At 69.8% G+C, this 17,622-nt stretch carries 15 protein-coding genes and 2 riboswitches; of the genes, 10 read left to right on the plus strand and 5 right to left on the minus strand.

Features of this window, described 5'->3' with window-relative positions; all coding sequences use genetic code 11:
* Positions 1-34: 34 nt before the first annotated feature.
* The 6 genes from AB0O15_RS24680 to AB0O15_RS24705 all read left to right on the plus strand — a co-directional run bounded on the left by AB0O15_RS24680 (position 35) and on the right by AB0O15_RS24705 (position 7,995).
* Complete coding sequence (locus AB0O15_RS24680) at positions 35-1,333, plus strand: ATP-binding cassette domain-containing protein (protein ID WP_364322578.1); 1,299 nt, start codon at positions 35-37, stop codon at positions 1,331-1,333.
* Positions 1,334-1,665: 332 nt separating this feature from the next.
* A complete protein-coding gene (locus AB0O15_RS24685; protein WP_364322580.1) occupies positions 1,666-3,165 on the plus strand; it encodes a hypothetical protein in 1,500 nt (499 codons plus the stop codon).
* A gap of 132 nt (positions 3,166-3,297) precedes the next feature.
* On the plus strand, positions 3,298-4,185 hold the full coding sequence (locus AB0O15_RS24690; protein ID WP_364322582.1) for a hypothetical protein: 888 nt from the start codon (positions 3,298-3,300) through the stop codon (positions 4,183-4,185).
* Positions 4,186-4,231: 46 nt separating this feature from the next.
* Positions 4,232-4,750: an ATP-binding protein gene (locus AB0O15_RS24695; RefSeq protein ID WP_364322584.1), complete on the plus strand. Its 519-nt coding sequence runs from the start codon at positions 4,232-4,234 to the stop codon at positions 4,748-4,750.
* Positions 4,751-4,829: 79 nt separating this feature from the next.
* Positions 4,830-5,570, plus strand: a complete 741-nt coding sequence (locus AB0O15_RS24700) for a beta-phosphoglucomutase family hydrolase (RefSeq protein WP_364322674.1) — start codon at positions 4,830-4,832, stop codon at positions 5,568-5,570.
* Positions 5,571-5,625: 55 nt separating this feature from the next.
* Positions 5,626-7,995, plus strand: a complete 2,370-nt coding sequence (locus AB0O15_RS24705) for a glycoside hydrolase family 65 protein (protein WP_364322586.1) — start codon at positions 5,626-5,628, stop codon at positions 7,993-7,995.
* 53 nt (positions 7,996-8,048) lie between these two features.
* On the opposite strand, the gene AB0O15_RS24710 is transcribed toward AB0O15_RS24705, so the two are convergent.
* A complete protein-coding gene (locus AB0O15_RS24710; protein ID WP_364322588.1) occupies positions 8,049-9,089 on the minus strand; it encodes a hypothetical protein in 1,041 nt (346 codons plus the stop codon).
* A gap of 3 nt (positions 9,090-9,092) precedes the next feature.
* Positions 9,093-9,232, minus strand: a riboswitch (cyclic di-AMP (ydaO/yuaA leader).
* A gap of 263 nt (positions 9,233-9,495) precedes the next feature.
* A riboswitch (cyclic di-AMP (ydaO/yuaA leader) is annotated at positions 9,496-9,636 on the plus strand.
* Between the two features lie 2 nt (positions 9,637-9,638).
* Here AB0O15_RS24710 and AB0O15_RS24715 point away from each other — a divergent pair.
* A complete protein-coding gene (locus tag AB0O15_RS24715; RefSeq protein WP_364322590.1) occupies positions 9,639-10,682 on the plus strand; it encodes a hypothetical protein in 1,044 nt (347 codons plus the stop codon).
* A gap of 30 nt (positions 10,683-10,712) precedes the next feature.
* On the opposite strand, the gene AB0O15_RS24720 is transcribed toward AB0O15_RS24715, so the two are convergent.
* Positions 10,713-11,492, minus strand: coding sequence for an ABC transporter ATP-binding protein (locus AB0O15_RS24720; protein ID WP_364322592.1), 780 nt, complete (start codon positions 11,490-11,492; stop codon positions 10,713-10,715).
* Positions 11,485-12,384, minus strand: a complete 900-nt coding sequence (locus AB0O15_RS24725; protein ID WP_364322594.1) for an ABC transporter permease — start codon at positions 12,382-12,384, stop codon at positions 11,485-11,487. Before AB0O15_RS24725 ends, AB0O15_RS24720 begins: the two co-directional genes overlap by 8 nt.
* Before the next feature lie 172 nt (positions 12,385-12,556).
* Between AB0O15_RS24725 and AB0O15_RS24730 the strand changes: the two genes are divergently transcribed.
* Positions 12,557-13,162 carry a TetR/AcrR family transcriptional regulator gene (locus AB0O15_RS24730; protein ID WP_364322596.1) on the plus strand — a complete coding sequence of 202 codons (606 nt, stop codon included), beginning with the start codon at positions 12,557-12,559 and terminating at the stop codon, positions 13,160-13,162.
* A 117-nt stretch (positions 13,163-13,279) separates the two neighbouring features.
* Here AB0O15_RS24730 and AB0O15_RS24735 read toward each other — a convergent pair whose 3' ends face one another.
* A complete protein-coding gene (locus AB0O15_RS24735) occupies positions 13,280-14,722 on the minus strand; it encodes a glycoside hydrolase family 76 protein (RefSeq protein WP_364322597.1) in 1,443 nt (480 codons plus the stop codon).
* Between the two features lie 112 nt (positions 14,723-14,834).
* Between AB0O15_RS24735 and AB0O15_RS24740 the strand changes: the two genes are divergently transcribed.
* Together AB0O15_RS24740 and AB0O15_RS24745 are read left to right on the plus strand one after the other, a co-directional pair.
* A complete protein-coding gene (locus AB0O15_RS24740) occupies positions 14,835-15,209 on the plus strand; it encodes a hypothetical protein (RefSeq protein ID WP_364322598.1) in 375 nt (124 codons plus the stop codon).
* 31 nt (positions 15,210-15,240) lie between these two features.
* Entirely contained in the window at positions 15,241-15,822 is a 582-nt protein-coding gene (locus tag AB0O15_RS24745; protein WP_364322599.1) for a hypothetical protein, read from the plus strand.
* A 3-nt stretch (positions 15,823-15,825) separates the two neighbouring features.
* On the opposite strand, the gene AB0O15_RS24750 is transcribed toward AB0O15_RS24745, so the two are convergent.
* The gene (locus AB0O15_RS24750; protein WP_364322600.1) at positions 15,826-17,400 is read right to left on the minus strand and encodes a GGDEF domain-containing protein; all 1,575 of its coding nucleotides are present in this window, start codon (positions 17,398-17,400) and stop codon (positions 15,826-15,828) included.
* Positions 17,401-17,622 lie beyond the last annotated feature (222 nt).

Consider the following 17,622-nt stretch of genomic DNA (forward strand, 5'->3'; position numbering starts at 1 on the left):
ATGGTCGCTGCTCAGGGACCGCAGGAGGCAGACGGTGTCCACCGTCAGTATCAACGACGTCACCAAAGTCTGGCCGGACGGAACGCTGGCGGTCGACCGGGTCAGCCTCGACGTGAAGCATGGCGAATTCATGGTCCTGCTCGGCCCGTCCGGATGCGGCAAGTCGACCGTTCTGCGGATGATCGCCGGGCTCGAGGACCCCACCGCCGGCGACATCCTGCTGAACGGCGAACCGGTTCTGGACGTGGCGCCCCGGGACCGCAAGATCGCGATGGTGTTTCAGGACTTCGCGCTCTATCCGCACATGAGCGTGAACGACAACATCGGCTTCCCGCTCAAGCTCTCCGGCATCGAACCGCAGCAGCGCGGCGAGCAGGTCGGCAACGTGGCGAGCGCGCTGGGCATCGGCGACGTGCTGGCCCGCAGGCCCAGCCAGCTCTCCGGCGGGCAGCGGCAGCGGGTGGCGATGGGCCGGGCGATCGTTCGCCGGCCGGAGCTCTTCCTGATGGACGAGCCGCTGTCCAACCTGGACAGCGGGCTGCGGGCCGAACTGCGGGCGGAGATCACCGGGCTGACCCGGGAACTGGGCGTCACCACCATGTACGTGACCCACGACCAGGCCGAGGCGCTGACCATGGCCGACCGGGTGGCGATCCTGCGCAAGGGCGTCCTGCAGGACATCGGGACACCGACCGAGGTGTACGGCCGGCCCGCGACCCTGTACGTCGCCGCGTTCCTCGGCGCGCCCCGGATGAACCTGCTGGAGGCGCAGGTCTACGTCCACCTCGACCGGTACATCGCCCTCAACTTCGGGGGGCAGGCCCTCTACCTGCCGTGGACCGACATCCGGGCCCGGGCCGTGGCGCGCTACCACGGCGAGCGGATCGTGGTCGGGATGCGGGCCGAGGCCCTCACGCCGGTCGCCCCCGACGCCCCCGGCGACGTGATGCACGGGCGGATCCGCTACCTCGAGCACCACGGCCACGAGTCGCTGGCGTTCCTGGACATCGGCGCCACCGCGATCGTGGTCGACGAGATGGGCCAGGCGGCGCACGAGAACGCGACCGAGGAGCCGGGCACCCTGCGCAAGATCGGCGGCGCGCTGTCCCGGCTGACCGGACGCGGCACGGCGGTGGCCGCGGTACAGGACCCGGAGCAGACCAGCGTCCTCGGCGACAACGGCCGCCACCACCGCCGCCCCGCCGAACTGGCCGTACGCCTGGCCCCCTACCCCGCCGTCTCACCCGGTCACCCCTTGGCGGTGTCCGTCCGCATGGACGCCCTGCATTTCTTCGACGACAAGGGCGACCGCATCGACGTCGGCTGGCGATAGCCAGGGGTTTGGCGCGAAGCGCCGAAGGGTGACCGTTTACGCACGTGGAGCGAAGCGACCCTCGGCGGGAGCGACGGTCGGGACCACCCACCCGGCTACGACCTCATGCCTGATCCTGATTTGAGGCCCTGTGCCGCCGCCACCTGGCACAGGGCCCGGCTCATCCCGCCAGATGAGCCTTTCCGGACGTTAGCGCCTGAGCGCGCTCCGCTGGATGATCAATTGCAGCGTTCCCAGTGGACTGCAATCGGCCAGGACGGAGATCGCTTTCGGCCAATGCTGGACTTGCGAGTCATTGAGTGGATCTGTCATGGAGCGGTACCTTTGCGCCCGTGTCAGCCACGCCGGTCCGTGAGCGCATCAGCTGGCTGCTGCGTGTCAACCGGCGGCTCGCCCGGGACCCGCGGCTGAGGGCCGGCAAGGAGTTCGCGGCCGCGTTCCGGGCCGGCGGCGAGCGTCCCCTCGCGCCCTCCCAGGTCACCCGGTGGGAGGACGGCACGGTGGTGCCGCGGCGCGAGACCATCCGGCGGTACGAGGACCTGCTCGGCCTGGCGCCGCACTCGCTGACCGCGCTCAAGGACGCCGTCGACCGGGCGGCCGGGACGAGCCCGCTGATCATCGCCGCCGGCGCCGTGCCCGATCAGCGGCGCTTCCACGAGTTGCTCGAGCGGGCCACCACCGGCGAGCCGATGACCGGGCAGCGCTGGGGTGAGCTGAGCGAGCTGGTGCAGGCCTGCCCGGGGCTGGTGCTGCACCCGCCGGGGCTGTGGGAACGGGTCTCCCACCGGCTGCTCGGCGAGCTGGTGGTCGCCGAGGACACCGCCTGGCTGCAGCGGCAGGAGGCGATGAGCCGGCTGCTGGGCCACCCGGACGCCGGCGTGCACGCGGTCGACGCGTGCATCAGCCTGGCCGTCGACCGCAGCACGCCGGTCGTGGTGGAGCCGCTGTCGCTGCTCGACGCCACCGCCCACCCGGACGCCAACCGGCACATCTGCCGGACCATCGCGGCCGCCGACGACGGCCGGTCGCTCTACGGCGCGCTGCTGGCCAGCGTCCGCAAGGTGCGGGCCGGGCACTTCACGCCGGACGAGCTCGGGCGGCTGGGCGCGTCGATGACCGGGCTGCTGGACGACTCGGTGCTGTCCCGCGACCTGCGCCCGCTGATCTTCGAGGTGGGCCGATCGCTGGCCGGCGGTCCCGCGCCCGGCGGGCCGGACCACACGCGCCCGCCCCGGCCGGTGGCGCGCCGGGCCGCGATCGTGGCGGCGGCCGAGGTGCTGCCCGGTCACGGGCCCGACCCGGTGCTGACCGGTCTGGTCGACGACGCCCTGTTCAGCGCGAACCCGGACGACCGGATGCACGCGGCGATGTTCGTGGCGGCCACGCCGTACGCCCCGGCGGTCGCGACGGCGCTGCTGCAGGACGTGGTGGCCGACTTCCGGCGGCGCAGTGAGGCCGGGCTGGCGCCGACGCTGCGTACCCTCACGATCCTGGGCGCCACCGAGCACCGCACGCTGATCCGGCAGATCCTGACCGCGCCGGGGTCGAGCGAGGCGGCCCGGCACGCCGCGGCGTGGGCCACCCCGCACTGCGCCGGCGCCTTCGACGAGGACACCTGGCGGCGCATCCTGCAGACCCAGTTCGAGGCGTGGCAGCGCGCCCGGAGCGGTCTGGGCGAGCAGATCCTGCACGGGGTCACCTACGGCATGGGCACCGACGGCCACCGCACGCTGCTGGCCGAGGTGAGGGCCGATGACCGGCTCCCGACCAGCTCACGGACCACCGCGGCGTGGCTGCTCACCACCCCGGCGGTCATTCGCCCGGGTTCCTGAGTCTTCGTTCAGGCGATTAATGAAGGTCGTTGTTACCAACCCTTGACCTTTCGGTCTATGCTCCGTGGCACACGTCGGTGCGGTGCCGTATCGACGATGACGTTGCGACCTGTCGTTAAGGGGTGAACCGGCGTGGCCAAGACATCGGGATTGCTGGTTATCGAGCGCATCCTCCGGGACCGGCAAGGCATCTGGCAGCAAGTCGTCGAGGATCGTGATCTCACCAGGCTGACCGGCCAGATGCTGGTCAGCTCGGTGGTCGCGCTGGCCGTCTACGGCGCCGTCCTCGGCTCGTTCCACAGTGTGCAGATGGCGCTGACGTCGGCGGTGAAGCTGCCGCTGCTCTTCCTCGTCACGCTGGCGATCTGTCTGCCCACGCTCTATCTGTTCAATCTGGTCTTCGGTGCGCGGCTCAGTGTCCGGCAGTCGTTGTCGCTGGTCATGGTCGCGCTGACGGTAACCGCGATGCTCGCCCTGGCCTTCGCCCCGATCAGCCTGTTCTTCCTGATCACGGCGAACGACTACGGCTTCTTCAAGCTGCTCAACGTGGCCATCCTGGCGTTGTCGGCGCTGGTCGGCCTGCGCTTCCTGACCGGCGGCATGCGGGTGCTCAACGAGCACGGCCTGCTGTCGCCCGAGGTGAAGACCGAGGCCCGGCCCGAGATCAAGGACAACGCGGCGCCGGTCAGCCCGCCGGTGCCGGTGCTGGTCGCCGCGCTCGCCCCGGCCGAGGCGCCGGCCGCGCAGCAGCCCGTCCCGGTGCCCGGACCGCAGGCCCGGCCGTTCCCGCCGGGCACCCACCACCCGTACGCCCGGCCGCCGATGCCGCCCAAGCCGGCCGCGCCGCCCAGCATGACGCTGCTCTACATCTGGATCCTGCTCTTCGGCTTCGTCGGCACCCAGCTGGCGTGGACGCTGCGGCCGTTCTTCGGCAGCCCGGACATGAAGTTCAGCCTCTACCGGCAGCTCGACGGCAACTTCTACGCGGAGATCTTCCGGACCATCGCCGATCTCTTCTGAGGTCGCATCTGCCACCGGCGAGCAGACCCGCGTAGGCTGCTCGTCGGTGGACGAAACACGTGGGCGACGCCGTGACCTGGACGCAGTGCGTCCGGCAGCGTCGCGCGAGCGGGTCGCGACGGCCGCGGTCGCCGCCGACCTCTACGACCGTGTCTTCGGCGTCGACGACATCGCCGTCATCCGCCACGGCGTCCGGGCCTGGCTGCTCGACGCGGGTTTCGGCCCCGACCGGCTGCAGGCCTTCGTGCTGGCGATCAACGAGATCATCACCAACGTCGTGCTCCACGCGGGTGGCCGCGGGCGGGTCGTGCTGAGCCGGTCCGGTCAGTCCGTCTGGTGCACAATCACCGATTCCGGGCCGGGCATTCCGCTTCCCTACCAACGCCCGCCCGAGGCGCCGGACGTGTTCGATCTGGGCGGCCGGGGCATCTGGCTGGCGTACCGGCTGTGCGACGAGGTCAGCATGGCGACCGGTCCGATCGGCACCACGATCGGCCTGCGCATGGCCGGCCCGGCTGCTCACACCACGTCTGACCTGGTCAACGGCGGGTCGTCGACCGCCTGAAACCTCAGTGCAGCGCGCCGGAAACCTTGGGTGCCCCGTTGCGGCGTATCCACACGGCATGACGACTACATTGGGGCGCGTGCTCGGTCTTCCTCCTCACGTAACGGCCTGCCTCTTCGACCTCGACGGTGTGCTCACGCAGACCGCCCTCGTCCACAACGCAGCGTGGAAACAGACGTTCGACCAGTTCCTCGAGACCTGGTACGCACAGCGCGGCGAGCCCTACGTGCCGTTCGACTCCGGCGCCGACTACCACCAGTACGTCGACGGCCGGCAGCGCGCCGATGGAGTACGCACCTTCCTGTCCTCGCGAGGCATCACCCTGCCCGAGGGCAGCCCGGACGACGGTCCTGACGCCGAGACCGTCAACGGCATCGGCAACAAGAAGAACATCCTGGTCCTGGAGAAGATCCGGGAGGGCAAGGTGCAGGTCTACCCCGGATCGGTGGACTACCTGCGCGCCGCCCAGGAGGCCGGCCTGCGCCGTGCCGTCGTGTCGGCCAGCGCCAACTGCAAGGACGTCCTCGCGGCGGCCGGCATCACCGACTTCCTCGAGGTCCGGGTGGACGGCGTGGTGGCCCGCGAGCGCGGCCTGCCGGGCAAGCCGAAGCCGGACACGTTCCTCTACGCCGCCGAGCTGCTCGGCGTGCCCAAGGAGAACTGTGCCGTCTTCGAGGACGCGCTGGCCGGCGTCGAGGCGGGACGAGCCGGCGGTTTCGGGATCACCATCGGCGTCGATCGGGTGAACCAGGCCGAGGCGCTCAAGGCACACGGCGCCGACATCGTGGTTCAGGATCTGTCCGAACTCCTGACGCGCTAGGCGCGTACTTTCGCTCAGACTTTTGTCCTTCCTCAGTTCATCGAGAGGCACCACCGTGATCCGTGAACGGGCGTACCCCGTCGACCCTTGGCATATCCGGGAGACCCGGCTCGACCTGAATCTCCTGGCCCAGTCCGAATCGGTATTCGCGCTGGCCAACGGGCACATCGGGGTACGCGGCAACCTGGACGAGGGCGAGCCGCACGGCCTGCCCGGCACGTACCTGAACTCGTTCTACGAGCTGCGCCCGCTGCCGTACGCCGAGGCCGGCTACGGCTTCCCGGAGTCCGGCCAGACGATGGTCAACGTGACCAACGCCAAGCTCATGCGGCTGCTGGTCGACGACGAGCCGTTCGACGTCAGGTACGGCGACCTGCGCTCGCACGAACGTGTTCTGGATCTGCGGGCCGGCACCCTGGAGCGGACGGCCGAGTGGGTCTCGCCCTCCGGCCAGGCGATCCGCATCCGCACCGTCCGCCTGGTGTCGTTCACCCAGCGTGCCGTCGTGGCCATCCTGTACGAGGTGGAGCCGCTCGACCAGAGCGCGCGGCTGATCCTGCAGTCCGAGCTGGTGGCCAACGAGCAGCTGCCGCCGACCAGCAAGGACCCGCGGGTGGCGGCCGTGCTCGACCACCCGCTGCAGGCCGAGGAGATGCTCGAGCAGAAGACCGGCGGCCTGCTGGTGCACCGCACCAAGGCCAGCGACCTGCGGATGGCCGCGGCGATGGAGCACCTGGTCGAGACGCCGGGCAAGCACGCCATCACCACCGAGGGCCACCCGGACTGGCTGCGGACCACGGTCGCCTGCAAGCTCGAGCCGGGTCAGAAGCTGCGGGTGGTCAAGCTGGCCGCCTACGGCTGGTCCAGCCACCGCTCGCTGCCCGCCGTCCGCGACCAGGTCGGCGGCGCGCTGGCCAGTGCCCGGCTGGACGGCTGGGAGGGGCTGGTCGACGCACAGCGGGAATACCTGGACGCGTTCTGGGACCACTCCGACGTGCAGGTCGAGGGCGACCCCGAGGTGCAGCAGGCGGTCCGCTTCGGGCTGTTCCACACGCTCCAGGCGGGCGCCCGGGCCGAGCAGCGGCCGATCGGCTCCAAGGGGCTCACCGGACCGGGCTACGACGGCCACACGTTCTGGGACGCCGAGACGTTCGTGCTCCCGGCGCTGACCTACACCCAGCCGTCCGCCGCGGCCGACGTGCTGCGCTGGCGACACTCCACGCTGGACCTGGCCCGGGAGCGGGCACAGACGCTGGGCCTGCAGGGCGCGGCGTTCCCGTGGCGGACGATCCGCGGTCAGGAGTGCTCGGCGTACTGGCCGGCCGGCACCGCGGGCTTCCACATCGGGGCCGACATCGCCGACGCGGTGCGCCGCTACGTGCAGGCCACCGGCGACGACGACTTCGAGCGCGAGGTCGGCCTGGAGCTGCTGGTCGAGACCGCTCGGCTGTGGCGCTCGCTGGGCCACCACGACCGGCACGGCCGCTTCCACATCGACGGCGTGACCGGCCCGGACGAGTACACCGCCGTGGTGGACGACAACATCTACACCAACCTGATGGCGCAGCAGAACATGTTCTCGGCCGCCGAGGTGGCCAAGCGCCATCCCGAGGTGGCCCGCCGGCTCGGGGTCGACGACGAGGAGACGGCGTCCTGGCGGGACGCGGCGGCCGCCGTGCACATCCCGTACGACCGTGAGCTGGGCGTGCATCAGCAGTCGCAGGGCTTCACCCGGCTCCAGGAGTGGGACTTCGAGAACACCGCGCCCGAGGCGTACCCGCTGCTGCTGAACTACCCGTACTTCGACCTGTACCGCAAGCAGGTGGTCAAGCAGGCCGACCTGGTGATGGCGATGTACGTGCGCGGCGACGCGTTCACGCCGGAGGAGAAGGCGCGCAACTTCGCCTACTACGACGCGCGTACGGTCCGGGACTCGTCGCTGTCCGCCTGCATCCAGGCGGTGATGGCGGCCGAGGTGGGCTTCCTCGAGCTGGCCCACGACTATCTGGGCGAGGCCGCCCTGATGGACCTGCACGACCTGCACCAGAACGCGCGGGACGGCGTGCACGTGGCGTCGCTGGCCGGGTCCTGGATCGCGCTCGTGGCCGGCCTGGGCGGCATGCGTGACTTCAACGGTCAGCTGTCCTTCGCGCCGCGGCTGCCCAGCCGGATCACCAAGCTGGAGTTCTCGCTGCTCTGGCGGGGGCTGCGGCTGCGGGTCAACGTGACCGCCGACGAGGTGACCTACTCGCTGCGCAACGGGCAGGGCTCGTCCCGCCTCCAGCTCGTGCACCACGGCAAGGAGATCGAGGTGGTGCAGGGCAAGTCGATGACCGTGCCGATCCCGCCCGGGACACCGACCGGCCCGCCGCCGCAGCAGCCCGCCGGCCGTGCCCCGGTCCGGCGCGCGACCAGCGGCCACTGACGAAAAACCCCTGCTCTCCGGTTTCGGAGGGCAGGGGTTTTTCTTCGTCACACCTAGAGCATCGACACGTGCACGTGGTCCTCGTGCGTGCTGACGCCGTGGTAGTTGCCCCAGCCGCGGGTCGGGAACCAGATCTGTTTGTTCCAGATCACATAGAGGATGCCGAGCCGGTCGGCGTTACGGACCAGGAACGCCATCAGGTCGTTGCCGTACTTCTTGGTGTCGGCGTTGTGGTATTTCGCGAAGCCCGACTTCTGCAGCGACCAGTCGCAGGCCCGGCCCTTGGGGTGTTCGAACGGGCCGCCGTTGCGGTGGCAGCCGACGAACCGGTCGAACCCGGCCTTCTTGACCTGCTGGTACATGTGCAGGGTGCGGGCGGTGATGCAGCCGCTGGTGGTCGGGTCCTTGACGTTGCAGCTCTGCGGGCCGAAGTCGCCGTTCTTGTCTCGCGGCGCCGGCTCGGCGACCTTGGACGTCGCGTCGACGAAGCCGTCGGTCAGCGAGCCGCCGACCAGGGCCAGCGCCTTGTCCGCCGCGTCCTTCTGCTTCTGCATCAGCACCATGTTGGCCTTCTGCTCCTTGACCTCCTGGTCGAGGCGGGCCTTGTTGCGGGCGACCTCGTCGATCGCCTCGTTCAGCTCGTGCAGCTTGTTGTCGTTCAGCGCGCTGAGCTCCTCGAGCGAGATCGCCCGGTCGAGGAAGCCGCCGGCGCCGGGGCTGTCGAGCAGGAAGCTGGCCGTGGACAGGCCGCCGTTGCGGTACTGCTGCCCGGCGATCCGGCCGACCTGGGGTAGCAGGAGATCGCGCTTGGCCTCCGCCTGCTTCACCTGCACCGAGAGGTTGAGCTGGGTCTTCGTCGACTTCTGCACCGCGGTCTTGGCGGCCAGGTAACGACGACCGGTGGAGTCGAGCACATCCTCCAGGAGCGCGTCCTGCTTGCCCTCCTCGGGCGCCTCGGCGGAACCGCTCTTCGTGGAGTTCTTGCCGTCACCCGGCTCGGCGCTCGCCGGTGACGCGGGTGCGAACACCGAAACGGTTACAGCGACGAGCGGTGCCAGGGCGAGGACCAGCCACCGGCGTGGGCTTGCCGTCATGCACAATCCTTCCGTGTAACCACCGGCCGAGTTAGCTGACGGGTTCGGGAGGGAAGCGCTCCCTACCGCGAGGTTCCGCGGATTCACCCCGGAGGAACATGGTTCCCCGGCTCGCCTTTCGGGCGATTAGGTGGTGGCCTGCCGGCACTTTGGGGGTAGTGCCTCCTGGCAGTGACCGGCGGCCAGCTTACCTGACGAAACGCCCGTCTTCAGCCCGCTGAACCGGTCAAAAGGCGTTATTGAGCAACGACTTTGGGTGACATTACCTGGTGACCTCACATCAATGTGAGTCGTCGCATTCTCACCGTAGTCGAAATAACTGATAGCACATGCTTAGTGGCTCTCAGTGCGAAGGTGGCGAATATCGGATTCGTAGGTATCGTTCCTGTCGGTCAGCGTTATCAAACGGTGATCGCCGCTCAATCGCCACACGGCGAGCCGGGGACCCAAATCCCAGGTAGTGGGGTGTATCCGCACTCGTTGCGGTAGGGAGCGCTTCCCTCCCGAACCCGTCAGCTAACCCGGTCGGCGGCCGACGGAAGGAACGGCATGAGGCAGAACTCTGTCCGGAAGCGACTGGCGTGCGCCCTCGCCATCGCAGTCGCGTTCGGCGGGCTCGCGGCCACCACCGTGGCGGGCCCGGCCCTGGCCGCGCCCCGGCCCCTGGCCGCACCGGGCGACAACGGCGACGACGGCGAAGGCGGCTCCAAGTCGCTGATCCAGCAGGTCGAGGCCGCGTCCAAGGGCTACGTGGACGCCAAGGAGGCGCTGGACACCTCCAAGGTCCGGCAGGCCAAGCTGGTCACCCGGATCAAGGAACTGGACAAAGAACTCGGTCCGCGGCAGGCCGAGCTCGACGAGATCGCCCGGCAGAGCTACCGCACCGGGCGGCTCGGGACGATGGGCGCGCTGATCAACGCGTCGGCCGGCGACTCGACCGGGATGCTCGACCGCGTGCAGATCCTGGAGACCGTCGCGGTCAAGCAGGACGCCGCGCTGCGGAACCTCAAGGACGCCCGGGACGAGCAGCTCCGGGCCAAGGCCGCGGTCGACGCCGAGATTGCCGACCAGCAGAAGCAGCTCACCGTGATGGCCAAGCGCAAGGCGCAGGCCGAGGGCGTGCTGAAGGCGGCCGGTCAGGGTCAGGACGCCGGGTCACCGGGTGGCGGCGGCAGCAGCGCCAAGGCCAGCCCGGGCGGCAACCTGAACGGCGGCTGCACGGTCAACGACCCGACCAGTGGCGGCTGCATCACGCCGCGCCTGCTGCACGCCATGAAGGAGGCGCAGGCTGACGGGTTCAACCACTACGTGCACTGCTTCCGCGAGCAGAACAGCGGCGAGCATCCGCTGGGCCGCGCCTGCGACTTCGCCGCCGACAAGGGTGGCTTCGGCGGCGACGCCACCGGCAGCAGCAAGACGTACGGCAACAACCTGGCGAACTACTTCATCAGCAACGCGAAGACGCTGGGTGTGCTCTACGTCATCTGGTTCCGGCGGATCTGGCTGCCCAGCAGCGGGTGGAAGTCGTACTCCGGTGCGGGCGGCGACCCGTCCACCGACCACACCAACCACGTGCATCTGTCGGTGAAGTAAGCCGGACGGGACACCAGGGGAGTACGCGACCTACTTGCTCATGAAGGTCGCGTACTCCTTCAGCACGTCCTCGGTCGGGCCGTCGGCCCGGATCACACCCGACTCCAGCCAGATGCTCCGCTCACAGGTGTCGCGGATGGTCGAGTCGCTGTGCGAGACCAGGAACACCGTGCCGGCGTCCGCGCGCAGGTCGCGGATGCGCTGCTCACTGCGCCGGCGGAACCGCGCGTCACCGGTGGCCAGCGCCTCGTCGATCAGCAGCACGTCGTGCTTCTTGGCCGCCGAGATCGAGAACCGCAGCCGGGCCGCCATGCCGGAGGAGTAGGTCCGCATCGGCATGGTGCTGAACTCGCCGCGCTCGTTGATGCCGGAGAAGTCGACGATCTCCTTCACCTTGGCCTTCGCGTCGGCCGGGGACATGCCCATGGCCAGGCAGCCGAGCATCACGTTGCGCTCGCCGGACAGGTCGTTCATCAGCACGGCGTTCACGCCCAGCAGCGAGGGCTGCCCGGCGGCGTAGACCGCGCCGCGCTCGGCCGGCATCAGCCCGGCGATCGCCCGCAGCAGCGTCGACTTGCCGGAGCCGTTGCTGCCGACCAGCCCGATCGCCTCGCCCTTGTAGGCCACGAAGCTGATGCCCTTGATCGCGTGCACCTCGCGGATGTTCGCCATCTTGGTCCGCGTCACCAGCCGCTTGAGGCTGGCGATCGGCGAGCCGGTGCCGGAGGCCGGCGAACCGTGCACCTTGTAGACCACGTGCGCGTCGTCGACGACGACGGTCGGTACGCGTTCCTCGGTCGGGTCAGCCACGCCCGTAGCCCTTCTCTCCGCGCCAGAAGTAGACGATGCCGACACTGAACATGAGCGCCGCCCAGACCCCGGCCTCGATCCAGAGCTGGGACACCGGGCTGGCGAGCTTCACGTTCTCCATCAGCGAGTGCCGCATCAGCTCGATGTAGACCAGCATCGGGTTGGCCTCGATCAGCCAGAGCTTCCACCCGTGCAGGTGGTCGGTGAACCTCTGGACCGGGTAGAGCACCGCCGAGCCGTACATCCAGACCCGGATGAAGAACGGGACCAACTGGCGGATGTCGGTCAGCTTGGAGCCAAGCCGGGCGCCGAAGAGGGCCAGCCCGCAGTTGAACGTGGCCAGGCAGGCCAGGATCAGCGGGACCAGCAACCACTCCACCGTGAGAGGCTCGCCGGTGGCCAGCACGATGATGAACAGCACGGTCATCGAGGCGGTCATGTTGCGCAGCTCGATCAGCAGGATCGAGATCGGCAGCGCGGCCCGGGGGAAGTGCAGCGCCCGGATCAGGCCCAGGTTGCCGTGGATCGAGCTGATGCCCGCCTGGGTGACCGTCTGCGTGAAGCCGAAGAGGAAGACCCCGGTGCAGAGGTACGCGATGAAGTTGCTGACATCGCCGCCCTTGGTGTTGAGCAGCACGCCGAAGATCAGGTAGTACACCGCGGCGTTCAGGATCGGCGTCATGACCTGCCACAACGTGCCGAGCCGGGTCTGGCCGAACGACGATGTGATGCGGGCGGCCGAATAGGCCGTGATGAAATGCCGGTACGCCCAGATCTCCCGGAAATAGGCCGGGAGGCTCGGCAGGGCGGCGGCCGAATGCAGGCCGTGCCGCGCGGCCAGCTCCTTGAGCGGGATGCCGGTGCCGGAATCGGCGACCGCCGTCTGGGGCATGAGGTGGCGCTCCGATCTGGTCGGTCCCGCGGATCTCCGGGACCAGGGGGATTTGCGCGACAACACGATAACCAGCTTCCGTCGACGAAACGCATTCGTATCGACGTACGAATGACGCTATCCGACCTAACGGCGGAACGCAACCGTTCCGTCGTAGCGCTATAGTCACCGTGTGGCGACAGTCAAGCGTGCACCGGCCGGGGCCGCCGTCCTCCGTGGGGACATCACGGTGGCGATCCGCAACGCGGTGATGAGTGAACTGGCCGAGGTCGGTTACGGCCGCCTGTCGATCGAGGCGGTGGCCCGCCGGGCCGGCGTCGGTAAGACCGCAATCTACCGCCGATGGGGCAACAAGCTCGAGATGGTCCTCGAGATCGTGTCCGATGTCGCAGGCCGGGCTGTCCCGTTGCCCGACACCGGCAGCTTCGCCGGCGATCTCCAGCTGCTGATGTTCATCGTGACCAAGGCGCTCCAGCACCAGATAGCGTCGCAGATCATCCCCGACCTGATGGCCGAGGCGTCGCGCAACCCGCAGATCGCCGCGACCCTGCAGAAGGCGCTGCGCACGCACCAGCAGGCGGTCGGCGACAAGCTGGTCGGCCAGGCCGTGGCCCGGGGCGAGCTGCCGGCCGGCGCCGACCCGGAACTGGCCGTCGACCTGATCCTCGGCCCGCTCTACTGGCGTCTCGCGGTCGCCCGCACCGAGCTCGGCGACGACTACCTGGAGAAGCTGACCTCGGCCGTGCTGGCCGCGTTGCGGAGCGGTCCGGAGAGCTGATCGGCCGGCATCGGCGCGGCTCAGGACCAGGGACGCGCCGAAGCCGACCGTGTTGGCGTTCACCAACACGGTCGGCAGACGGAATGCCCGGCCGGACCCGAGAGTCGCGAAAAGTAGTCAGTTAGTGACGTTGAGCAAGTCCAGGACGCTGTGCTGGCAACTGTGGTTGGTGGCCACCCGCGGTCCGGCCCAGTGGCTGCCGTACGCGTCGATGGTGTCCCGGTTGGTGGCGTAGTTGCTATCGGCCTGCCGCCGCAGGTACGCGTTGTACGCCCCGCCCGTCGCCGAGTTCAGCACGCCCAGGCCCCGGATCGCCGCGCCCTTGAACGACGCGCCGTCACCGCTGCACCCGGACTCGTTCGGCTCGGTGAGGATGCCGTTGGGGGAGAGATAGGTGCTGGTGGTCATGGCGTCACCGATCCGGCGGGCCACGGTCAGCGCGTTCGCGTCCCCGGTCAGCCGGTTGAGCTGGACCAGCGCGTTGATCAGCACGCCCTGGTTGTAGGTCCAGGTGACGTCGCCGTTGTTCCGGCAGGTGCTCAGGTTGACGCCGTCGTTCACCAGGTTCTGGCCGTTCACCATCCCGGTGGTCTGGAACCAGGTCCACCCGGCCACGGCCCGTTGCCGATAGACGCTGTCGCCGGAGATCCGCTGGGACAGGGCCGCGTTGAGCTGGATGTAGAGGCTGTTGGTGATCGCGTTCTTGTAGGTCCTGGCGGTGCTCCACCAGACGCCGCCACTGCACCGGGTGTCCCAGTAGGCGAACATGTGGTCGGCGTCGGCCCGCGCGGTGCTCAGGTAGCGGCTGTCGCCGGTCAGGTCGTACGCGGCCACCCAGGCCATCCCCCACCAGCCGGTGTCGTCCAGGTACTCGTTGCGGAACTGGCCCAGCCGGGAGTTGACGTTCTTGTCGTAGGTGCCGGCGATCGCGTAGCGGTAGCTGTTCATCCCGCTGACCCGGATGTTCTCCTCGAGCGCGGTGAGCGCGTTGGCGCCGGTCCACCAGCCGTTCGTGTCGAACAGGCCGGTGCCGCGGTCCCAGCGCATCATCAGCGCGGTCGCCGCCGAGGTCCGCCGGTCCCAAGCGTTCCAGTTGCTCCGGGTCCACGGCGTGCAGGCGATCTCGGGGCGATCGCCGGCCTTGCCGCAGGCGCGCAGGGCGCCGACGCCGACGTTGTTCCAGTCGTCGACGTTGAACTGGGTGGTGCGGGTCGAGGTGCCGCCCGTGGGGATGCGGGTGGCGCCGAGCCGGCTGCCGTCGGCCCAGCCGCGGCCGCCGTCGAACGATCGGTCCAGCCAGACCTCGTCGGTGGCCTGGCCGCCCTCGACCGTGCCCCACGCCATGGCATCGGTGTCGTTGACGTGCACGCGAAGGGTGCGGCCGTAGATCGTGGCGCTGACCGTGGGCCGGTCGCCGGGTGCGAGGGCCGCGTCACGGCCGTCGCAGTAACGGTTGCAGACCGTTGCGGCCTGCGCGGGGGATGAGGGGATGAAGGGGACGGTGAGAAGGCCCGCCACGGCGGAGACGATCGCCAGACGAGCCAGTCTGCGCTTCGACATAGTTGTCAACAAACCGTAAAGATTCGCGTACGTCAATGGATGGGGGATAAGCAACCGGTTTGCCACGGTCGGACGGTTTTTCCGGGGGGACGGATCGGCCGAAAGAACCGCCATGCGCAACCGCCGTAGCCCCCGCCTCAACATCACCGTTCTCGGTGCCACCTCCCTGCTCGCCATCGCCCTGAGCGGCGGCGGCGGGGTGCAGGCGCTCGCCGTCGCGCCGCCGCCCGCCGTGGTCACCGGGACCGTCGAGCCGCCGGCCGTCGCCGGGTCCTGGCGCAGCGCCGACGGCACCGTGGAGCTGGTGCTCCAGGGCGATCTCACGTACGAGCTGAGTGTCCAGGGCCGGGAGCGGAAAGCGCACGGCTCCTACGCCGTCGACGGCTCCGACCTGCGGCTGCGCGACGACGACGGGCTGCGTACCCTGGCCCGGGTCACCGAGGACGGCCTGATCGAGCTGGCCGGCCACGAGCTGTTCCCGGCCTAAGCCATCCCGGGCCGCCGCCGATCGTGAGGTCATGCGTAAAGCGGTGGTGGGTGTGGTCGCGCTGCTGGTGCCGGTGCTGCTGAGCGGCTGCGCGGCGCTCGGCTTCGACATGTCGATGAAGCCGAACACCGAGGCGAGCGACTCGGCGGGCGGCCCGGTCAGCGACGCCGGCTGGATCGTCGGTGAGACCGGCAAGGCCACGCCGAGCCCGACGCCGACCGTGGGCAACGGCAAGTACGCCGGCGCCTCGCTGCCGCCGGTCTCGTTCCCGCCGCGGGACCCGTCCTGCCCGAGGGCCCGGACCGCTGAGCCGGTGCTGATCCCGATGACGATCACGCCCGGCGCCGGCTCGCTGACCGTGTCCTGGCCGCGGCAGCGCGCCTCGAACTACCGGATCACCGCGGTGCCGCAGCCGCTGCGGTCGGGCAAGCAGCCCGACCCGGTGTGGCAGGACGTCGCGCCGGCCGGCGGGTGCACGGTCACCGCCACCATCTCCGGCCTGAAGAAGGGCCTGCCGTACGTGGTGTGGCTGGACGCGCCCGCCTCCGGTTACTGGAAGGACGGCACGAGGCACACGTACGCCGGTGAGTCCGGCGTGGTCTATCCGAACTGAAGGTCAGGCGGCGATCGTGTTGCGCCCGCTCCACTTGGCCGCGTAGAGGCGGTCGTCGACCGCGCGGAACAGCGCCTCGGCGGTCATCCCGTCGGTCAGCTCGGCCATGCCCACGCTGACCGTCAGCCGCACCCCGGCCAGGATCTCGGCCCGGGCCACCGACTGCCGGATCCGCTCGGCCACGTCCCGGCCGTGCGCCGCGTCGCCGCGCAGGAAGAGCACAAACTCGTCGCCGGCGTACCGCACCGCCTCGTCGCCCGGCCGGCAGTGGCTCACCAGCAACGTGGCCACCTCGCGCAACACCCGGTCGCCGGCGCTGTGCGAGTACGCGTCGTTGACCGCCTTGAAGTGGTCGAGGTCGACCAGCAGCAGGGTGAGCGGCCGGCCCAGCTCGCCCGCGTCCACCTGGCCGAGCAGGAGGTCGAAGCGGCGCCGGTTCCCCAGCCCGGTGAGCGCGTCGCGGCGGCTCTCCTGTTCCGCGTCGGCCCGCGCGGCCTCCACCTCTTCGCGCTGCCGGGCCTGGCGCAGCATGCCGACCCGTTGCAGCCGCAGCTGCCACAGTTCGCGCACCTGGTTGGCGACCGCGGCGAACAGGTCGCGGCTGGGCTGGCCGCCGTCCAGGGCGACCGCGGTCAGGCCCATCTCATAGCGGATGATCGGGCGCTCGTCGGGATGGGGCGCGGAGAAGTCGCAGAGCTGGTGAGCGGCCAGGAACTCGCGGCGGGACTCGGACAGCCGGCCCGAGGCGCGCCTGCTGATGCCCAGCGCGAGATGGGCCATCCGGGCGAACTCCCAGCTCTCGCCCTCACGCAACGGCATGATCGCGGACTCGGCCAGCTTCTCGGCCACCGCCGTGTCACCGAGCTTGGCCAGGGCCAGGGCCTGGACCGCGGTCATGCAGGGGTCGCCGGGGTGCTGGTCGAGCCAGCGCCGGGTGATCGCCGCCGTGCGCCGGAGCCGGGTGGCCGCCTCGTCGAAGCGGCCGACGTGGTCGAGGCGGACGCCCCAGTAGAGCAGGGTGCGCGAGTAGACCAGGTCGAAGGTGGTGGTCCGGGAGCTGTCGCCGTCCTGGGCGGTGAGGCGCTCGTACGCGTCGGCCGCGGTCTCGTACATCTGGGCCACGGCCGCGGCGTGCGCGAAGGAGCACATCGCCGACCGGTGGCGCTCGGACCGCGGGCAGAGGTCGAGCAGCATGCCGGCCCGGGCCAGGTAACGCATGCCGTCCACGTAGCGGGTCTGCAGCACCCGCATCTGTGCGAGGTCGCAGAGCACCTTGGCCTCGGCCACCACGTTGCCGGTGCGCCGGTGGGTGGCCAGCAGCAGCTCGCCCACCGCGGTGGCGTCGTCGATCCGGCCGCCGTAGAGGAACGCGTACATCTTCGCCTGCTGGAGGAAGGCGATGGTCCGCTGGTCGTCGACCGCCTCGGCGATCGTCAGGTAGGCCTCGGCGGCCCGGATCGCCTCGGGGGTGTGGCCGCCGGTGGCGAGCTCGTAGGCCCGGCGCGCGAGCAGATGAAGTGGACCGTAAGCGGTGACCGGCACGGGAAACCGGTCAGGCGGCTCGATCCACTCCGACATGACCCCAGTATCGGCAGTTTGCTGCTGGTGCCAATAGCCCAGACCGAAACGCCTGACTTTTCGGTTTCGCGAAAACTCCCACCGCGGCCCGAAGTTGATCGTGCAGAGCGCTGAAAGCCGCTGGTGAACGACCGGGAGGAGCCGGTCGCGGCCGGGACGGCCTCGAATCGCCGCCGGGTGTAGAAGGCTCATCGTCGGGTACGTCCTGATCGTCACGGCGTA

Origin of the sequence: Actinoplanes sp. NPDC089786 (genome assembly GCF_040684855.1) — a bacterium.
GTDB lineage: Bacteria > Actinomycetota > Actinomycetes > Mycobacteriales > Micromonosporaceae > Actinoplanes.

Coding starts and splice junctions, on each gene's coding strand:
- AB0O15_RS24725 (WP_364322594.1), bottom strand. CDS start 12,384: ATGCCCCAGACGGCGGTCGCCGATTCCGGCACCGGCATCCCGCTCAAG.
- AB0O15_RS24750 (WP_364322600.1), bottom strand. CDS start 17,400: ATGTCGGAGTGGATCGAGCCGCCTGACCGGTTTCCCGTGCCGGTCACC.
- AB0O15_RS24740 (WP_364322598.1), top strand. CDS start 14,835: ATGCGCAACCGCCGTAGCCCCCGCCTCAACATCACCGTTCTCGGTGCC.
- AB0O15_RS24745 (WP_364322599.1), top strand. CDS start 15,241: ATGCGTAAAGCGGTGGTGGGTGTGGTCGCGCTGCTGGTGCCGGTGCTG.
- AB0O15_RS24715 (WP_364322590.1), top strand. CDS start 9,639: ATGAGGCAGAACTCTGTCCGGAAGCGACTGGCGTGCGCCCTCGCCATC.
- AB0O15_RS24735 (WP_364322597.1), bottom strand. CDS start 14,722: ATGTCGAAGCGCAGACTGGCTCGTCTGGCGATCGTCTCCGCCGTGGCG.
- AB0O15_RS24710 (WP_364322588.1), bottom strand. CDS start 9,089: ATGACGGCAAGCCCACGCCGGTGGCTGGTCCTCGCCCTGGCACCGCTC.